Annotated in this window: 16 protein-coding genes; 15 read left to right on the top strand and 1 reads right to left on the bottom strand. The window is 38.5% G+C overall.

Annotated features, from left to right (window positions below; genetic code table 11):
• Window positions 1-151 precede the first annotated feature (151 nt).
• Window positions 152-781: a phosphatase PAP2 family protein gene (locus ABLX76_RS12025; protein ID WP_348874554.1), complete on the top strand. Its 630-nt coding sequence runs from the start codon at window positions 152-154 to the stop codon at window positions 779-781.
• A gap of 482 nt (window positions 782-1,263) precedes the next feature.
• Here ABLX76_RS12025 and ABLX76_RS12020 read toward each other — a convergent pair whose 3' ends face one another.
• A complete protein-coding gene (locus tag ABLX76_RS12020; RefSeq protein WP_163583746.1) occupies window positions 1,264-1,473 on the bottom strand; it encodes a hypothetical protein in 210 nt (69 codons plus the stop codon).
• Between the two features lie 266 nt (window positions 1,474-1,739).
• On the opposite strand from ABLX76_RS12020, the gene ABLX76_RS12015 reads away from it, so the two are divergent.
• The 14 genes from ABLX76_RS12015 (at window position 1,740) to gndA (ending at window position 19,335) form a co-directional block, all read left to right on the top strand.
• Window positions 1,740-3,173, top strand: a complete 1,434-nt coding sequence (locus ABLX76_RS12015; RefSeq protein ID WP_117129385.1) for a capsule assembly Wzi family protein — start codon at window positions 1,740-1,742, stop codon at window positions 3,171-3,173.
• Window positions 3,174-3,318: 145 nt separating this feature from the next.
• Entirely contained in the window at window positions 3,319-4,455 is a 1,137-nt protein-coding gene (locus ABLX76_RS12010; protein ID WP_262839892.1) for a polysaccharide export protein, read from the top strand.
• Window positions 4,456-4,457: 2 nt separating this feature from the next.
• Window positions 4,458-4,892 (top strand): protein tyrosine phosphatase, encoded by a 435-nt coding sequence (locus ABLX76_RS12005; protein ID WP_270932818.1) that lies wholly within the window; start codon window positions 4,458-4,460, stop codon window positions 4,890-4,892.
• Between the two features lie 17 nt (window positions 4,893-4,909).
• Window positions 4,910-7,069: a polysaccharide biosynthesis tyrosine autokinase gene (locus tag ABLX76_RS12000; protein ID WP_088883776.1), complete on the top strand. Its 2,160-nt coding sequence runs from the start codon at window positions 4,910-4,912 to the stop codon at window positions 7,067-7,069.
• Window positions 7,070-7,210: 141 nt separating this feature from the next.
• Window positions 7,211-8,410, top strand: coding sequence for an EpsG family protein (locus ABLX76_RS11995; protein WP_117070432.1), 1,200 nt, complete (start codon window positions 7,211-7,213; stop codon window positions 8,408-8,410).
• Window positions 8,411-8,461: 51 nt separating this feature from the next.
• A complete protein-coding gene (locus ABLX76_RS11990; RefSeq protein WP_077268358.1) occupies window positions 8,462-9,304 on the top strand; it encodes a glycosyltransferase in 843 nt (280 codons plus the stop codon).
• 76 nt (window positions 9,305-9,380) lie between these two features.
• Complete coding sequence (locus ABLX76_RS11985) at window positions 9,381-10,202, top strand: glycosyltransferase family 25 protein (protein WP_348874551.1); 822 nt, start codon at window positions 9,381-9,383, stop codon at window positions 10,200-10,202.
• Window positions 10,203-10,246: 44 nt separating this feature from the next.
• Window positions 10,247-11,236, top strand: coding sequence for a cellulase family glycosylhydrolase (locus ABLX76_RS11980; RefSeq protein ID WP_167878786.1), 990 nt, complete (start codon window positions 10,247-10,249; stop codon window positions 11,234-11,236).
• 34 nt (window positions 11,237-11,270) lie between these two features.
• Entirely contained in the window at window positions 11,271-12,293 is a 1,023-nt protein-coding gene (locus tag ABLX76_RS11975) for a polysaccharide pyruvyl transferase family protein (RefSeq protein WP_088883781.1), read from the top strand.
• A 30-nt stretch (window positions 12,294-12,323) separates the two neighbouring features.
• Window positions 12,324-13,457: a glycosyltransferase family 4 protein gene (locus ABLX76_RS11970; protein WP_064794878.1), complete on the top strand. Its 1,134-nt coding sequence runs from the start codon at window positions 12,324-12,326 to the stop codon at window positions 13,455-13,457.
• An 80-nt stretch (window positions 13,458-13,537) separates the two neighbouring features.
• Window positions 13,538-14,998: an oligosaccharide flippase family protein gene (locus ABLX76_RS11965; RefSeq protein WP_179222129.1), complete on the top strand. Its 1,461-nt coding sequence runs from the start codon at window positions 13,538-13,540 to the stop codon at window positions 14,996-14,998.
• A gap of 112 nt (window positions 14,999-15,110) precedes the next feature.
• On the top strand, window positions 15,111-16,265 hold the full coding sequence (locus tag ABLX76_RS11960) for a glycosyltransferase family 4 protein (protein WP_088883783.1): 1,155 nt from the start codon (window positions 15,111-15,113) through the stop codon (window positions 16,263-16,265).
• 101 nt (window positions 16,266-16,366) lie between these two features.
• Window positions 16,367-17,764: an undecaprenyl-phosphate glucose phosphotransferase gene (wcaJ, locus tag ABLX76_RS11955; protein WP_064794953.1), complete on the top strand. Its 1,398-nt coding sequence runs from the start codon at window positions 16,367-16,369 to the stop codon at window positions 17,762-17,764.
• 164 nt (window positions 17,765-17,928) lie between these two features.
• On the top strand, window positions 17,929-19,335 hold the full coding sequence (gene gndA / locus ABLX76_RS11950) for an NADP-dependent phosphogluconate dehydrogenase (RefSeq protein WP_348874548.1): 1,407 nt from the start codon (window positions 17,929-17,931) through the stop codon (window positions 19,333-19,335).
• The last annotated feature ends 151 nt before the right edge of the window (window positions 19,336-19,486 follow it).

Here is a 19,486-nt window from a genome sequence, read left to right as displayed (position 1 = left end):
CAAAAATAAAACTTGACTGCGATCATGTTTCCGCTTTAAACATCTCACTTGCATGCATAAAAATGTGAAATGAATTGGCATGCGAGCTGGTACAGACATTATGGATAATCCCTGAGCACGGCAGTGGACATCATCGAAGGATCACAGGTATATGAACTGGCAACTCATCTCATTTTTTGGCGATAGCACCGTTTTGCTGCCCAGCGCAGCGGCGCTGTTTATTGTCCTGATGCTGCGTAAAACGTCGCGGTTGCTGGCGTGGCAGTGGAGTTTGCTGTTCGGCATCACCGGCGCCATCGTCTGCGCCTCCAAACTGGCCTTTATGGGCTGGGGACTGGGTATTCGTGAGCTGGATTACACCGGCTTCAGCGGCCACTCAGCGCTCTCCGCGGCCTTCTGGCCTATCTTCTTATGGCTGCTTAGCGCCCGTTTTTCGGCGGGTGTGCAAAGAGCAGCGGTCGCCACAGGCTATGTTTTAGCCGCAGTGGTGGGGTATTCACGACTGGTCATCCATGCGCATTCCGTCTCGGAAGTGATAGCTGGCCTGCTGCTGGGCGCTGCCGGCAGCGCTTTGTTCCTGTCGCTGCAAAAACGTACCACCCATTCGGAAAGCGTGAGTATTTCCTGGGGCGGCGTCGCGTGCCTGGTGATGGTTCCGCTTATCCTGTTACATAGCGGCAATAAAGCCCCGACTCAGTCCCTGCTGGGGCAAATCGCCACCACAGTAGGGCCGTTGGACAAACCCTTTACGCGTACCGAGCTGCACAAGCAGGCCTGGTAATCGCCATTTGTTTTACAGGGGAAATTAAGTTTTCGCCGGTTAATTAGACAAATAAGAAAATAATCTACTATATGCCAGTCAATTGATAATTCATATTTATGAAATAATGAAGTGCTACTACATTGCTATTGTCAACTTGCGTGGATATAGCCGTGGTCAGACGTTTCTTAAATGCGTTCAGAAAGCACCTGTTCCACGTTGGATGAATAACCCAGCAGCGAGAAACTATTAGAAATTGTAGTTGACTGTAGCATCATCATCTGATTTTGAAATGACGTGGGCGTGATAGAAAAGTTCTTTTTTTACAAATAGTTATCTTTACCTGTGCCGGCATAGCTGCGCCAGGCAGATGTTTGGTAGTTAAGAGCGATAAATAATCTTTATTGGCGAGCCGCTTATTTTTCGCCAATAAAACAGCGGATGGGATTAATTGGCAGATATCCGGCAGCAAGACTCCCAATTGTGACCGAAATCCCGTAAACTTAACGCCGCAAAAATAAAGGCCTGACCAATTTATCACCTACAGGCCGATTAAATACGCCGTTCAGGTAGTCAGTGCGCTGGTAGCTGTTAAGCCAGGGGCGGTAGCGTAGCTGAAACCACCTGCTGCAACACAAAACACCGTTCTTTGAACGGCTATAAAAATCGACATACTCTGGGTGATCAGCGCCAAAGATATCAATCATGCTCATCAGATATCCTCATAAAGAGGTCAGGCGCAGCTGCTGATATCACCTGTACACCAACTTTCCGATCACATCGATAGCCTGTACGGTAAAATTCGCCTACATTGTGAGCTGGGTGGATGTGATAAGGGGTACGAGCAGCTTAGGGTAACTGTACTTGCCTCGCCGGTGTTGCACAGTGAAGTCAGCTGGTGCCGCGAGCGCTTTCTATCTTGCTATTCCCCTCATTCTCATTGAGATACGACAGCGGGGCTGAAAATGGATCTTGTACAATGATAAAAATTGCGCGCATTGCCGTGACGTTGGGTTTGCTTTCCTCACTGGGAGCCCAGGCTTACGCGGCCGGGTTAGTAGTAAATGATAACGATCTGCGAAACGACCTTGCCTGGCTTTCCGATCGCGGGGTCATCCATCTGAGCCTGTCGACCTGGCCGCTGAGTCAGGAAGAGATCGCCCGGGCGCTAAAAAAGGCCAAACCGTCCTATTCTTCTGAGCAAGTAGTTCTGGCCCGTATCAACCAGCGACTGTCTGCTTTAAAAGCCGATTTCCGGGTCACAGGTTATACCTCGACCGACCAGCCGGGCACCCCGCAGGGGTTTGCCCAGACGCAGCCGGCAGATAACTCGTTAGGCCTGGCGTTTAACAATAGCGGCGAGTGGTGGGATGTCCACCTTCAGGGTAACGTCGAAGGGGGAGAGCGGATCAGCAACGGATCGCGCTTCAACGCCAACGGCGCCTATGGCGCAGTGAAGTTCTGGAACCAGTGGCTCTCCTTTGGCCAGGTACCGCAGTGGTGGGGGCCGGGCTATGAAGGCAGCCTGATCCGTGGGGATGCCATGCGGCCGATGACCGGCTTTTTAATGCAGAGAGCCGAGCAGTCCGCACCAGAGACCTGGTGGCTGCGCTGGGTGGGCCCATGGCAGTACCAGATATCTGCCAGCCAGATGAATCAGTACACTGCTGTCCCACACACTAAAATTATCGGCGGTCGTTTCACCTTTACGCCGTTCCAGTCATTGGAATTAGGCGCATCGCGGATAATGCAGTGGGGAGGGGAAGGGCGACCGCAATCCTTTAGCAGCTTCTGGGATGGTTTTACTGGGCAGGATAATACCGGTACCGATAATGAGCCGGGAAACCAGCTGGCTGGCTTTGACTTTAAGTTTAAACTCGAACCAACTCTCGGCTGGCCGGTAAGTTTCTACGGGCAGATGATCGGTGAAGATGAAGCTGGTTTCCTTCCTTCAGCAAATACATTCCTTGGTGGGGTGGAAGGGCATCACGGTTGGGGTAAGGATGCGGTAAACTGGTACATTGAGGCACACGATACAAGATCTAATATGAGCCGCACTGATTATATTTACACGCATCATATCTACAAGGATGGTTATTACCAACAGGGATATCCATTGGGAGATGCCATGGGCGGGGACGGGCAACTCTTTGCCGGGAAGATTGAGCTGATTACTGAAGATAACCAACGTTGGAGCACGCGTCTGGTATACGCCAAAGTTAACCCGGAGAATCAGTCGATCAACAAAGCATTCCCTCATGCGGATACACTAAAAGGTGTACAGCTTGGCTGGAGCGGGGATGTTTATCAGTCGGTACGTTTGAATACTTCACTGTGGTACACCAACGCTAACAACAGCGACAGCGATGACGTTGGGGCCAGCGCAGGGATAGAAATACCGTTTAGTTTATAAGGCTGAATGCTGAAAACAGGGGAGATAGGGTGGTAGCGCTGCAGGATGCAGTCAGCTTTTCTCTCTCCATAAGCCGGCAGGGAAGCAACGGCTATGACAGCTGCTCAGGAATTGGCAAATTTTGATTTACTGATGATGTGACATTATGAAGAAAAAACTTGTTAGATTTTCGGCATTAGCGTTGGCAATTGGGTTTTTATCGGGTTGTACCATTATCCCCGGACAGGGATTAAACAGTCTGCGGAAGAACGTGGTTGAGCTTCCGGATAGCGATTACGATCTGGATAAACTGGTTAATGTATATCCGATGACGCCGGGGCTGATCGATCAGCTTCGCCCTGAAAGTGTACTGGCTCGTCCAAACCCACAGCTTGATAATTTACTCAGAAGTTATGAATATCGCATTGGAGTTGGCGATGTGTTGATGGTTACGGTATGGGATCACCCGGAACTGACAACGCCTGCAGGCCAGTACCGTAGCGCCAGCGACACCGGTAACTGGGTGAACTCAGATGGCACCATTTTCTATCCTTATATCGGGAAGGTGCAGGTCGCGGGGAAAACGCTTAGCCAGGTACGCCAGGATATAGCCAGCCGTTTGACCACTTATATTGAAAGCCCACAGGTTGACGTGAGTATTGCTGCATTCCGCTCGCAAAAAGCCTATGTGACTGGGGAAGTTGCTAAATCAGGACAGCAACCGATTACGAATATTCCGTTGACTGTAATGGATGCAATCAATGCTGCAGGTGGCTTATCAGAAGACGCTGACTGGCGTAATGTGGTGCTGACGCATAATGGTAAGGACACCAAAATCTCGCTATATGCCCTTATGCAGAAAGGTGATTTGACAGAAAACCGCTTGCTGTACCCAGGGGATATTCTATTTGTTCCACGAAATGACGATCTAAAAGTGTTCGTTATGGGAGAAGTTGGTAAACAGAGCACAATGAAGATGGATCGTAGTGGGATGACGCTTGCCGAAGCATTAGGCAATGCTGAAGGTATGTCGCAAGCATTCAGTGACGCAACAGGTGTATTTGTCATTCGCCAGTTGAAAGGTGATAAGCAGGGTAAAATTGCCAATATTTATCAATTAAATGCTAAGGATGCTTCAGCTATGGTTCTGGGAACGGAGTTCCAGTTACAACCTTATGACATTGTATATGTTACTACTGCTCCTCTTGTACGTTGGAATCGTGTTATATCTCAGTTAGTTCCAACCATTACAGGTGTGCATGATATGACTGAAACCGCAAAATTCATCAAGGACTGGCCATAATCATGTTTGATTCAATTTTGGTAGTCTGCACGGGAAATATCTGCCGCTCACCTATAGGTGAACGAATATTGCAAAAAGTATTGCCTGAAAAAAGAATTAGTTCGGCAGGTGTTGGTGCTTTAGTTGATAACCCAGCTGATCCATCGGCAATTCAAATTGCAGAGAAGCATGGGGTTTCTCTTAAAGGACACAAAGGTGTTCAATTTACACCAGAATTAGGTAGGAAATATGATTTGATTCTCGTCATGGATAAAAAACATCTTGATAAAATCACTCATATGGCTCCAGAAGTCAGGGGGAAAACAATGTTACTTGGGCATTGGTTGGGGCAGAAAGAAATTCCTGATCCATATAGGCAAAGCCTCGACGCTTTCGAATTTGTCTACCAACTTATTGAACAAGCCTGTGATAGCTGGGTAAAAAAGCTTGTTGGATAATTATTAGGAATTAATTCATGTCATCAGTAATATCTAGTAAAGAAAAAAAAGAGATTTCGACTGAGATTGATTTAGGTCGCTTAATTGGTGAGCTAATCGATCACAGAAAATTAATTTGTGCAGTGACGGCTTTGTTTACATTAGTAGCATTGCTATACGTAATATGTGCAACGCCTATCTACCAAGCTAATGCATTGATTCAAGTCGAGCAAAAACAGGGTAATGCGATCCTTAGTAATTTAAGTCAGATGTTACCAAACAGTCAACCCCCTACAGCACCAGAAGTAGCATTGTTGCAGTCGCGAATGATTTTGGGTAAAACGGTTAATGACTTAAATTTACAGGCTGATGTAAAGGAAAAACATTTCCCATTAATTGGACGAGCTTTGTCCCGAGTTTTTGGAGAAACACCAAGTAAAATTAGTATTAATAGAATATATATGCCACCAATTGATGATGGCAATCCTGAAATGCTTTTGACAGTAACTGGGCCAGGTACATATTCTATTAGTGGGGATGGTTTTAGCTTAGATGGTAAAGTTGGTGTATTACTAAGCTCAAAATATGCCACTTTGATGGTCGAGAATATTGATGCAGAAGTAGGTACTCAATTTAACATTAAATACCTTACTAACTTAGAAGCAATACAGAACCTGCAAAATGTATTTTCCGTTTTTGATCAAGGTAAGGATACTGGAATACTAAACTTAACGTTGAATGGAAGCGACCCTGATTTTATTGTCTCTGTTTTAAATAATATCGCGGGTAATTATTTAGCTCAAAATATATCTAGAGAAGCGGCACAAGATGCAAAAAGTCTTGAATTTCTTAATTCTCAGTTACCTAAGGTTAGAGAGGAACTTGATATTGCTGAGGATAAATTAAATAACTATAGAAGGCAGCAAGATTCTGTTGATCTGTCATTAGAGGCAAAGTCTGCTTTGGATCAAATAGTCAATGTAGATAATCAATTAAATGAGCTTACTTTCAGAGAATCAGAGATATCACAACTATTTACAAGAGAGCATCCTACATATAAAGCTTTGATTGAGAAAAAAGAAACTCTTAAGCAAGAGAAAGAGAGATTAAATCAAAGAGTAGCAAAAATGCCTGGTACTCAGCAAGTTGTGTTACGTCTTAGTCGAGATGTTGAATCTGGTCGTGCAATATATATGCAGTTGTTGAATAGACAGCAAGAGTTGAATATTTCAAAATCTAGCGCGATTGGAAACGTTAGGATTATTGATGATGCAGTAGCTGATACGAAACCGGTCAAACCAAAGAAAATCTTGATTGTATTAATTGGAATCGTATTCGGTGGATGTGTTTCTGTAGGCTTAGTCTTGCTTCGGGTATTTTTACGCCGAGGTATTGAATCTCCAGAAGCAATTGAAGATATTGGTCTTAATGTATATGCAAGTATACCTGTATCTGAATGGTTGAGTAAAAAGATTGAGCAGGGGCGTAGACGTAATAAGAATGATAATGGTGGTTTTCTTGCGTTGGAAAATCCAGCTGATTTAGCCATAGAAGCTATTCGTAGTTTGCGTACAAGTTTACATTTCGCTATGTTGGAAGCTCAAAATAATGTACTAATGTTTTCGGGAGCCAGTCCAGGTGTGGGTAAAACTTTTGTTAGTAGTAATTTAGCGGCAGTCATTTCACAAACTGGTAAGAAGGTATTGTTTGTTGATGCCGATATGCGCCGTGGTTATACTCACAAAATGTTTAATTATCAACCTGAGAATGGTTTATCGGATATCTTATCCGGAAAAATTGAGTTTGCGAATGCAACAAAGTCGGTTGCAACTGCAGGATTTGACTTTATTTCTCGCGGACAGATACCACCAAATCCAGCCGAATTATTAATGCATCCAAGATTCAAAGACTTTATTGAATGGGCTTCAAAAAACTACGAATTAGTCATTATCGACACGCCGCCGATATTGGCTGTTACTGATGCTGCCATTATTGGACGCTACTCAGGAACTAATTTACTGGTGGCCAGATGTGAGGTAAATACAGCGAAAGAGCTTGAGGTGAGTCTTAAACGTTTTGAGCAAAATGGTGTAACAATCAGAGGCTGTATATTGAATGGAATTGTGAAAAAAGCAAGTAGCTATTATAGTTACGGCTATACCTACCACGATTACTCGTATACAGATAAGAATAAATGATATCAGTCTTAAGGTAAGGTCAATGACCTTACCTTATTTACTAGGTTGTTTTGTAAGTTTTTTTGATAAAACAAGAACTCTATGGGACTATTATTAAATGAACTCAAAATCATTAAACGACGTTTTTAATGGCTAAATATTATGACTGATGAATATTTATTAAGAAAAAATCAAAGTCCTCTCGTTATTTCGTTCAGTTCAGTATTTCTTCTTATTGCATGTGCTATCGCATCGCCGTTACTTGCCTTTTATCTTGCAATAATATTACTAGCATTAATTAATATAGCTGAGACTCCTCTTAGGGTTATGATTGGAACTGTTGCTGTTCTTGCCGGGAGTGCTATTTACTCATCACGCGTTATTGGTTTTAGTACAGCCGATGATTTTTACAATACGTATTTACCAACATATTCAATAATTGCACATGGCGGGGATGTTTTTGCACCATACTATACTGGAGGAATTGAATTTGGACTGCCAGTCTATTTTAAGCTATTTTCTCCCTTAGTTACTAATGGTGACTACTACATTTTCTTTTATATAATCACTGCCATTAATTTCTTTGCGTACTATCTTTGGGTTGAAGTCTATTTATTTAAAAAAGTAGTGTTCGAAAAGAAATCGCTGTGTGCAGCATGTGCTTTATGTTTTTTCATACTCTCAGTACAAAGCCAGTTAATGCGACAGACTTGTTCCACAGTATTTATTTTATGGGCATTAGCTTTTTTTGATTCAAGGAAATGGTTAAAAGGAGTGTTATTTACGGGAGTTGCTGCAATATTTCATACATCAGCAATACCAATAGTTATAATTTTTTGCATTTATTTATATGGCAAAAAATATATGAAAAATTGCATGTTGGCTACATTAATATTAGCATCTGTAGCATTTATTTCCGTAATGGATATTATTTTAAAATATAATTTATTAGCAGCAGCAACATATAAGTTCAATTTCTATCAAACGACAACAATAGATGGCCTTGATGTTTCAGCATACTGGAAATTTCTAGTGCCGCTATTTATATTGTCATTTTTTTTCTTTTCCAAAGAGAAAGAACATGACAAGTATAAATCATTGTTGAGATATGGAACTCTTTCCTATATAGCGCTTATGCCAATACCTTTTGCAGCTGATAGGATTATGATGCCGATGACAAATTATATTTTAGGTGTTTTAGTCTTTATGACCTTATATAAAGTCTCAGGACCATTAAGAGGTGTTATTTGTCTCTACAGTGTATATAAATTTTTAACGTTAGGGCCTTTTTATAATGGGTATGGAGTGGATCCATTTTATATTTGGTACTCATATCCATGGTACAACAATTTACTCGGATAGTTTAATAAATTATCAAATATATCTTGAAAATATGCGTAGGGGAAGTTACGTATGTCTGCTGTGAAGATTTCTATAAATTTAACAACAACAAGTGAGAGATTAGATTTGTGTTCTGCGACAATCTGGTCATTTATAAATCAGTCATTGACTCCTGATGCGATCAATTTGTGGGTCTCAAGAACATCATTTATGGCCGATAATGGAATTGAAATAGAGCCTGATTGGATATCTTATTTTAATAAGTTTAATAATATCTTAAAAATAAGATATGTAGATAATACAGGGCCATATAGAAAGTTCATGCCAATATTACAGGAAACTACTGTAGAATCTGATATTATTGTCTATGCCGATGATGATGTTATTTACGGAAGATATTGGTTGGAGAAACTTATCACCAAATTTAAAAAATATGATGGGAAATACGTTGTTGCATCTAGAGTAAGAATAAAAAAATATAACGTATTGAAAAAAGCACAAAGCTATAATATGTATCCTGTCTGTAGTAAAGATACTATAATAAAATCAGATTATATAATAACTGGTGTTGGTGGGGCTGTTTTCCAAAAAAGGCAGATAAGAAATGACCTTATTGGTATAAATAAATATAAAGAAATTTGTCCAAGAACAGATGATTTATGGATTAGTAAATTATTTGAATTATCTGGGAATTCTGTTTGTGTATGTACCGAAGCGTTAAATGATGTTCGTGAAATTCAGCATGCGAGCAATAGTTTAAACTCAATGAATGTATATCATACTAACCATATTGGAGTTATAAAGATAATAGCAAAAATAAGATCTAAAATATTAGGGTATTTAGGTGTCTCATTATCAGAGAATGATCATGCAATGAAAAAGATAGAAAGATTTTTTTCAAAATATAAAAAATAATCGTAAGAATAAAATCTATTAATAATATCGAAATCTTAATATTATATGCATTGATTTAGATGGATGAGACAACTTTATGATAAAAGTTCTTATAATATCGCTTAAAAAAGATATTGAAAGACGTGAAAAATTGCTACAAATATTAAAGGGATATGAGCAATACTATGTTTTTATAGATGCCGTTTTAGGTAAAGAGCTAGACTATCAATATTTACAATCTCTACCAATACATCAAGTCGAAAAAAGAAAAAAGCGATTAGTGATCCCATCAGAAATTGGTTGTACTCTGAGTCATTTGAAAGCATTTAAATATATTATTGACAATAAACTCGAGGCTGCATGTATCTTGGAAGATGACGTGATTCTTGGCCCGAGATTTATTCAATTCATCGAATCTATTAATACTGAAGATCTAAAAAATAATAGGAATGATGTTTTTATTCTCGGTGGTCAAGATGGTATTGATAAATCGAAATATATTGCAAAGAGTTTTTGGTTCAAAAAAAATATTGGAGGCCAAACTTTTTATCGTGTAATGAAAAGCGAGATAAATGTTATCAGGGCTTGTAGTTATATCGTAAGTAGTGATTTCGCAGAAAAAACCATTCAGCTTTTTGAAAGTAAATATTTTTTAGCTGATGAATGGGGATATTTTAAAGATGAACAATTATATAGCGCAATCTATATCTCAAATTTCGTAAATCATCCAATTGATCTTTCTAATAGTAATTTAGAAGCTGGCCGATTAGATGCTTCTAAAAGATATATAGAAAAAAAATCTTTTGTTGTATCTCTAAAGAATACAGTAAAGAGATCATCAGTAATAATGAATGTCTATAGGTTTTCAAAAGATTACTTTTTAACAATCCTGACTTTTTTGAAAAGACTGAGCTTTTAATAATTAGTTTGATATCTATCTAAAATATTAAGGTGATGGAAATCATGAAGAAAATAAAGAGTATTATTTTTAGTTTGTTGTATCTATCATCCTTATCTACTGCTCTTGCTGTTGACTACACTGGTGTTGCTGTTCATCCTTATACAAACAATATACCAGCATCACAGATCGTATCACTTCTAAATTCATATGGTATAAACTCTATCAGAACTGATTACTATTGGGACTGGTCTGAAAAAGAAAAGGGGAAATATGAGGTACCAAATAGGAAAACAGAAGATTTAATATTAGAAGCAGCAAATAATAATATAACGACAGTGATTATTCTCAATCATGGGAATAAATTGTACGGGGATGGGATACCCAGAAATGAAACCCAGATTGAAGCTTTTTCAAATTATGCCGCGTGGGTTGCATCTAAGTTTAAGGGAAAGCAATACATTTTTGAAATTTGGAATGAGTGGAGCCGGAATAAGGAAAATAAATATAATATATTTTCAGCTGAAGAGTATGTTGAGTTAGTTAAAGCCGTATCTAAGAAGATAAAGGCAGTTAATCCTGAAGCTAATATTATTGCTGGTTCATTTAATATCATTGGGAATGATCGCACCTGGGGCGAAAAAATTGTCAGATTAGGTGTTTTGAATTATGTAAATGGTCTATCTATCCATCCTTATAGTTTTATGTCTAATAAAGATAGGGAGCCGAAGAATAATATTGATTCAATTTATAGGGAACAATTAGTATTAAAGAAAATAGCAAATAGAACGGAAGATATACCACTTTATATTACTGAGGTGGGTTATCCTAGCACATGTAAGTATCCACACCTTTCTGAAGATACCGTGGGGAAATATTTATATAAATATTACTCGTATGCTAATAATTTTCCTAATATAAAAGGTATTTGGTGGTATGATCTCATAAATGATGGCAACGATTGTCAGAATAATGAGCATAACTTCGGTTTATTCCGAAGTGATTTGGAATCAAAACCAAGTGCAAAGTATCTTAAGTCATTGAAAAATAAATAACATATATTCTAACTTTATACTATAAGGTATTAAAATGAAGTTGTACTATTATGAATCTAAAGAAGGAAATTTTGGTGATGATCTTAACCGCTGGTTGTGGGACTCTATATTTCCAGGATTTTTTGATTCAGATGAAAATATTAGATTTTCTGGGATTGGTACGATTATTAATACATCCATGCCAAAAGCAAAAAAATGGATAGTATTTAGTAGTGGTATTGGTTATGGATATCCTCCGGAATCTTTTGGTTCAGATTGTTGGGACATTGCTAGTGTGAGAGGACCATTATCAGCAAAAGTTCTTAAACTTGGGAAGGATAAATTTATTACCGATGGTGCGGCTTTACTTGCGACATTACCTGAATTTAGCGCTGTTCCAGAAAATGAGCGCAGCGGAGTTATCTTTATTCCACACCACAAGGCACTTGAAACAGGAAAATGGCTTGATGTATGTAAAAAAGCCAATGTTGAGTTTGTCGATCCTCGACTGGATGCAAAGTATGTAATCAATAAAATTAGACACTCTAAATTAGTACTAGCCGATGCTATGCATGCAGCGATCATTGCTGATTCTATGAGGGTTCCATGGGTACCGCTAAGGACCTCAAAAGAAATTAATACTTTTAAGTGGATGGATTGGACTAATACTATCAATATTGAGTATAAACCAATTAATCTTGGGGTCAGTACTTTTAAGGAATGGATACGTAGTTCCACTTTATGTTTATATGGTGAACAGTATTATGTTCCATCTTTAAATGAAAATGCGTGTATTAAACATTTTGAAAGGAATCGAAATCTTAAACAAAAAAAATGGTGGCGTAATTATGTAAGAATAATTCGTCTATCTTGTTATAAAATTCCAGTGAAAGTTTTATGTCTTCTTGAAAAAGTGAATATCAACTTCGATTATTTCTTTTTTAAAAATGCGGTTAAGAATTTGAAGCAAGCATCAAAACAAAATGGATTGTTAAGTGATGATACTGTATTTTATGGAAATGTTGGAAGATTGAAAGATAATGTTGAAATGATAAAGCATCAGTATAGTGCTAAATGATTTAAGAAAATAAAATATCACGGAGTAGTAATGAGCAAAAATATTATTTTTGTCGATCATACAGCAAAGTTAGGTGGAGCACAGCTATCTTTGCTTGATATTATTAAACATTTCAAGAAGGAAGCCGACGTTCTTCTTTTTGGTGAGGGCGAATTTAGAGCTTTAGTAGAGAGAGAAGGAGCAAATGTTGATACATACGATTTAGATAAAATATTATATCCTCTGAAACGAAATGTTAAGATTGGCCAAATTATCAGAGTGTCATGGGATTTACTTAAATCACTCAAAACTATCAGGAGTAAATTACGTGCATACGATATCGTATATACGAACTCTTTTAAGTCCTTCATTATATCCTTTTTGAGTGTGTATTCGATAAATAATAAAGTAATTTTGCATATTAGAGATGCTTTGACAGAGGAAAATTTCTCTCTTGTCGTTATTAAAATAGTGATTTTTTTATCCAAGTTTAAAAAGGTTAGTGTTATTGCAAATTCTAATTATTCAAAAGAATGCTTTGTAAGTGCAGGAGGCAATGAGGAATCCTGCACTGTTATTCTTAACGCTATAGATCCAATACCATTTTATCCAGTCGCTCCAACAACTTTTTCTGATGAAGTTAAAATACTGTCATTAGGGCGTATATCACCTTGGAAAGGACAGCATATAGTTATTGAGGCGATTCGGAATATACCAAATGTCGTACTCAGGATAGTAGGATCTCCAAATTTTGGAGAGGATGATTATTATCAATATATAAAGAAATTGGTTTCAGATTATGGTATGACTTCTAGAGTTGAGTTTGTACCATTTTCTTTGGATGTAATTGGACAATTAAGCTGGTCAAATATATTTATTCATTCAGCTACGTCTCCAGAACCATTCGGGCGTGTTGTCGTCGAAGCTATGATGGCCGAGAGAATTGTTATCGCATCTGCAATGGGAGGAGTATTAGAAATTATTACTGACTCTAATTATGGCGTTCTTGTTGATGCTAAAAATGCTGAAGAGGTAAGAGAGGCTATAATAAAGATTATAGATAACCCAGAACATTATCTAAGGGTTGCGGCACAAGGTCGAGATTATGCTGTTGATAATTTTTCCTTGCCAGTGTTATATGCTAACTTAGAGCAATTCATTCATAGTTTGAGAATAGAGCGATAAGTCTATAATTATTTCACACTGGGCTTGGTTATGTGTGGGGATATTTTATTTTTCTTGCTATGTTTAGGGTATTAAATTGCATGAAGTCAATAATAAATAAATCTGGTCGAGAAGAAAATAGGCTAAGGAAAGCTATATTAGGTAGTGTATGGTATTTTATTAGTAGCTTGGTTCCTGCCTTAGGGACTTTTTTGATTTTTTCATTAGCATCACGACAAATTACCCCACATGACTTGGGGATGGTTACTTTGGCATTAACAATATCTATTACCCTGACAGGATTATGTGCTATTGGTTTTGGCGATGCTTTAATACAATATCAGAAGCTAAAAGAAGAACATCTAAATACAGTTTTTTGTCTATTGTTTTTTACTTCTACTTTGTTGTATTTTATTTCTGTAGTTGTTGTATACTTGTTAGATATATCTACGTTTGATTCATTTTTTAAAACAATATACCCAATAATTGGATTGAAAATTATTTTTGACTCTTGTGCTATTCTTCCACTGTCAATATTGACAAAGCATATGAATTTTAAAATGATTGGCATCAGAACAATTTATTGTGCAATAGGTTCGATATGCGTCTCGCTACCTATTTTATATTTTGGTGGTGGGGCATGGGCAATGGTCGTTAGTCAACTACTCTCTTCTTTAATCAGTTTTTTCATTTTATGGTTTTCATCCAGAGTAAAACCAAGGGTAAAATTTGACAAGTATGCGTATGCTGATTTAAGAAGTTTCGGCTTTACTACTACTCTCTCTCGATTGGTTACATCGGTTAGTGTTGATAATATATTGATCGGGTTTCTTGGTAATGCTACAACTTTAGGTATTTATTCCTTTAGTCGACGGATTTTCAGTATTGTATCTGATGTATTAAGTGGGGCGTTATCGAACGTTTCTTACCCTCTTTACTCTTCAATGCAAGAAAAATTGGATGAGCTAAAGGTTGTTTATATGAAAACAACCTTTCTATCAGCTACTATTGGCATTCCATCATTTCTTGGACTAATCTTGCTCTCGCCTTATCTTATACCACTTATATTCGGGGAGCACTGGGTAGTGGCTGTTGTCACGGTTCAATATTGTTGTTCAATTGGATTTATTTCATGTATTGGCTCCTTGCAGCTTTCCTTAATGAAGGGATTAGGGCAGACATCTTGGATTCTTAAGTATCAATTATTCCAACAATTAACGACTGCTGCTGTGGCTATTATATTTGCCAAAAGCGGTGCTGAATCTGTCACTATGGCCATAGCAATTAAAACATACTTGATCTGGCCCTATGCAGTATTTCATGTGTCAAATACTCTAAATTTAAATCCCTTCCGATATTTATTCAGCTTTGTGAAACCAATAGTATCAGCAATTGCTATGTTCGTTTTCTTTGAAATTCTTTCGAGATTTTTTACACCTACTGATCATGAAGCGGTTTTTATTATTACTCAGATCGTGATGTGTGCCGTTGTATATATTATTGCAATGCTTCTTATATCAAGGAAAGAATTGATTGAATTGAAGGTGTTATTGAAAAAATAATCAACTAATAATCGAATGTGTCATGAGTTATAAGAAAGTAATGGGTTCATTTTAATCTAATTAACTTTTTATGAATATGACCGGTTGTTTTTTAACTTTAAAGGATTGTAAAATGGTTAAAGATATCAATGTCGGTATTGTGGCTGACTGGTTGGTAGCATATGCTGGTGCTGAGAGAGTAATCAAGGAGTTTATTGATTTGTATCCTTCATCTGAATTATATTCCGTAGTTGATTTTTTATCTGAAGAGGCACGAAAGAATTTTCAAAATAAAAATGCGCAAACAACGTTTATCCAGAAATTCCCTTCATCGAAAACTAAATATCAAAAATATTTACCATTTATGCCCTTGGCTATAGAGCAATTAGATGTTTCATCGCATGATGTTATTTTGTCAAGCAGTCATGCTGTTGCAAAAGGAGTCCTAACTGGTCCCGATCAATTGCATATTAGTTATGTTCATTCACCAATTCGATATGCATGGGATCTACAGCATCAATACTTACGCGAAGCTAATTTAAATAGAGGTTTAAAAGGAATCATTGCTAAATGGTTGCTTCACAAAATACGAATGTGGGATTATCGCACAGCTAATGGTGTTGATCACTTTGTTGCTAATTCTAAATTTATAGCAAGACGTATTAAAAAAGTATATGGGCGAGACGCCGATGTGATCTATCCTCCTGTTGATGTGGAACGTTTTACATTAAATGAGAAAAAAGATAATTACTATTTTACTGCGTCCCGATTAGTTCCATATAAACGAATTGACCTTATTGTTGAGGCTTTCAGTCACATGCCTGATAAGAAACTTTTGGTAATTGGGGATGGATCTGAAATGAATAAGATCAAATCTAAAGCTTCCAAGAATATTGAAATATTAGGATATCAGCCCAATTCAGTAATGCAAGAGCACATGAAGAATGCAAAAGCATTTGTCTTTGCTGCTGAAGAAGACTTTGGTATAACTCCTGTTGAAGCGCAGGCTTGTGGTACACCTGTTATTGCCTACGGGAAAGGAGGAGCACTAGAGACAGTACGTCCTCTTGGCCAGGATAATGCTACTGGGTTATTTTTTGACAAACAGAATGTTACTGCTATTGTGGATGCAGTTAATAAATTTGAAAAATCAATTCCGGATTTACACCCAGTTGATTGTAGAAATAATGCTCTAAAATTCTCAGCTCAACGCTTCAAGGATGAAATGGGAAGTTATATAGAAAGTAAATGGTTAGAGTTTCAGGATGTTAAAAAAATCGTTTATTGAAAATATCTTTCGGTGAAGAGATGAAATGTTCTTCTTTGTAACTATTATAACTGATTGTATTTATAGAATATCAAACCACATATAATATGAGTGATACTAGCATGACAATATACTTACACAGAGCACGAGCAAATGCAAATGCTTCACTTATATCTATGGTTCAACGCTTTTCGGATATATTCATCATATTTTTGGGATTGTACATTGTTTGTTTCTTTAATAATGTCATCTTTAGTTATAAGGAGGTGTTGCTCTATCTATCGATACTGGTCACATTTCAGATGATTGGAGGGATCACTGATTTTTATCGCTCTTGGCGAGGGGTTAGAATATCGGTAGAGTTAACCCTAATTATCAAAAATTGGACGTTGAGCCTATTAATAAGTTTAGGTTTTTTATCTCTAATTCCAAGTTTTGATTATAATTTAAATATATCGGTTCAGTGGTATTTTATTGTGGTTTTGGGTTTTATCTTTTGTCGTTCTTCTATCAGGTTGGGCTCTGGATTATTAAGGAAATTTGGTTATAACACTCGAAATATTGCTGTCGTGGGTAATTTACCAGCTGGGGTGAACCTACTGAGAGGGTTTATCGATGAGCCATGGTTGGGCTTTGTTGTTAAAGGTATTTATGATGATGTGAAATCAAGTGATTTTGATGATATTCCATATGCAGGGAATATATCGGAATTAATTGAAGATGCCCGGGAAGGAAAGTTAGATCGTATTTATATAGCTCTTAAGATGAGCGACGAACGAAAAATAAAAAATATTGTTTCGCAGTTGACCGATACAACTTGTTCTGTGTTATTGATACCGGATGTTTTTACATTTAATATATTACAGTCACGTACTGAAGAAATTAATGGTGTTCCTGTGGTCCCTCTTTTTGATACCCCACTGAATGGAATAAATATGGTGTTTAAGAGATTGGAAGATATTATTGTCTCTTCCTTAATATTAATTTTGATTTCGCCAGTGTTATTTGTTATTGCTTGCATTGTCAAATGTACATCTCCAGGGCCAATCATATTTCGACAGATCAGATATGGTATGGATGGTAAACCCATTAAAGTTTGGAAGTTTCGATCGATGACTGTAATGGAAAATGACGATAAAGTTATTCAAGCAACTAAAAATGATGTTCGCATTACTAAAGTTGGGAAATTTTTGCGAAGCACATCACTTGATGAGTTACCTCAGTTTTTTAATGTTTTATTTGGTCAAATGTCCGTTGTTGGTCCTAGGCCACATGCGGTTGCTCATAACGAGCAGTATCGTTCCTTAATTCAAGGATATATGCTAAGGCATAAAGTCAAACCAGGTATTACTGGGCTAGCGCAAATTAATGGTTGGCGCGGAGAAACGGATACATTAGAAAAAATGGAAAAACGGATTGAATATGATTTGCTTTATATTCGTGGGTGGAGTATTTGGCTCGACTTGAAAATAATTTTCCTTACAGTATTTAAGGGGTTTGTTAATAAGTCCGCATACTGATTTTTCACATACTTTAAAAAATTAAAAATGAAAATTAGTTGGAATATTTATTTATATATTAAATAATCATTTTACTCTATGCGCTTTAGCTGGTTTGAGCTAACATTATCATCACATTTAAGCTGCGAGCGTGTCGCAGTGACCACACCAGACAGGAGTATGTAATGTCCAAGCAACAGATCGGGGTTGTCGGTATGGCAGTGATGGGGCGCAACCTTGCGCTCAACATCGAAAGCCGTGGTTATACCGTCTCTGTTTTCAACCGCTCTCGTGAAAAGACCGAAGAAGTGATTGCCGAGAATCCGGGCAAGAAACTGGTCCCACATTATACCGTTAAAGAGTTTGTTGAATCCCTCGAAACTCCACGCCGCATCCTGTTGATGGTGAAAGCAGGCGCTGGCACTGATAGCGCGATCGATTCTCTTAAGCCGTATCTGGACAAAGGCGACATCATCATTGATGGGGGTAACACCTTCTTCCAGGACACAATTCGTCGCAACCGCGAATTGTCCGCCGATGGTTTTAACTTCATTGGTACCGGTGTTTCTGGTGGGGAAGAGGGCGCACTGAAAGGCCCGTCTATCATGCCTGGTGGGCAGAAAGAAGCTTACGAGCTGGTAGCGCCAATTCTTGAGCAGATCGCTGCACGTGCCGAAGACGGTGAACCTTGTGTCGCCTATATTGGTGTTGACGGTGCTGGTCACTATGTGAAGATGGTGCATAACGGCATTGAGTATGGCGATATGCAGCTTATCGCGGAAGCATACTCTTTACTGAAAGGTGGCCTGGCGCTTTCTAATGAAGAACTGGCAACAACCTTTACCGAGTGGAACGAAGGCGAGCTCAGCAGCTACCTGATTGATATCACCAAAGACATCTTCACTAAAAAAGATGATGAAGGTAAATACCTGGTTGATGTGATTCTTGATGAAGCCGCCAACAAAGGTACCGGCAAATGGACCAGCCAGAGCTCACTTGACCTGGGCGAACCGTTGTCTCTGATTACCGAATCTGTCTTTGCGCGCTATATCTCTTCACTTAAGGACCAGCGTGTTGCAGCGTCTAAAGTCCTGACGGGGCCAAAATCTCAACCGGCTGGTGACAAGGCTGAATTTGTAGAGAAAGTTCGTCGCGCTCTGTATCTGGGCAAAATCGTTTCTTATGCTCAGGGCTTCTCCCAGCTGCGTGCTGCCTCTGATGAATACAACTGGGATCTGAACTACGGTGAGATTGCCAAAATCTTCCGTGCCGGTTGCATTATCCGTGCTCAGTTCCTGCAGAAGATCACTGATGCTTACGAGCAGAATGCGGGTATCGCCAACCTGCTGCTGGCGCCGTACTTCAAACAGATTGCTGATGAATATCAGCAGGCACTGCGTGATGTCGTGGCTTATGCTGTTCAGAACGGCATCCCTGTTCCGACATTCTCTGCCGCCATTGCCTACTACGACAGCTATCGTTCTGCAGTCCTGCCAGCTAACCTGATTCAGGCTCAGCGCGACTATTTCGGTGCCCACACCTATAAGCGCACTGATAAAGAAGGCGTATTCCATACTGAGTGGTTAGACTAATCTATTTATGAAGAGCCGGACCCGGGTCTGGCTCTTTTATTTATGACTTCTATTTTTTATTAGTTATATTGACTCTTTTTATTTATTCCCTTCGTTGATAGTTTCCAGGTTTAATTGTTGTTATATTGTTTTTTATAATAATTCCAATGTT

Source organism: Klebsiella sp. JB_Kp004 (assembly GCF_040065795.1).
Classification (GTDB): domain Bacteria; phylum Pseudomonadota; class Gammaproteobacteria; order Enterobacterales; family Enterobacteriaceae; genus Klebsiella; species Klebsiella quasipneumoniae.
This window is presented reverse-complemented; position numbering and strand designations above follow the sequence as displayed.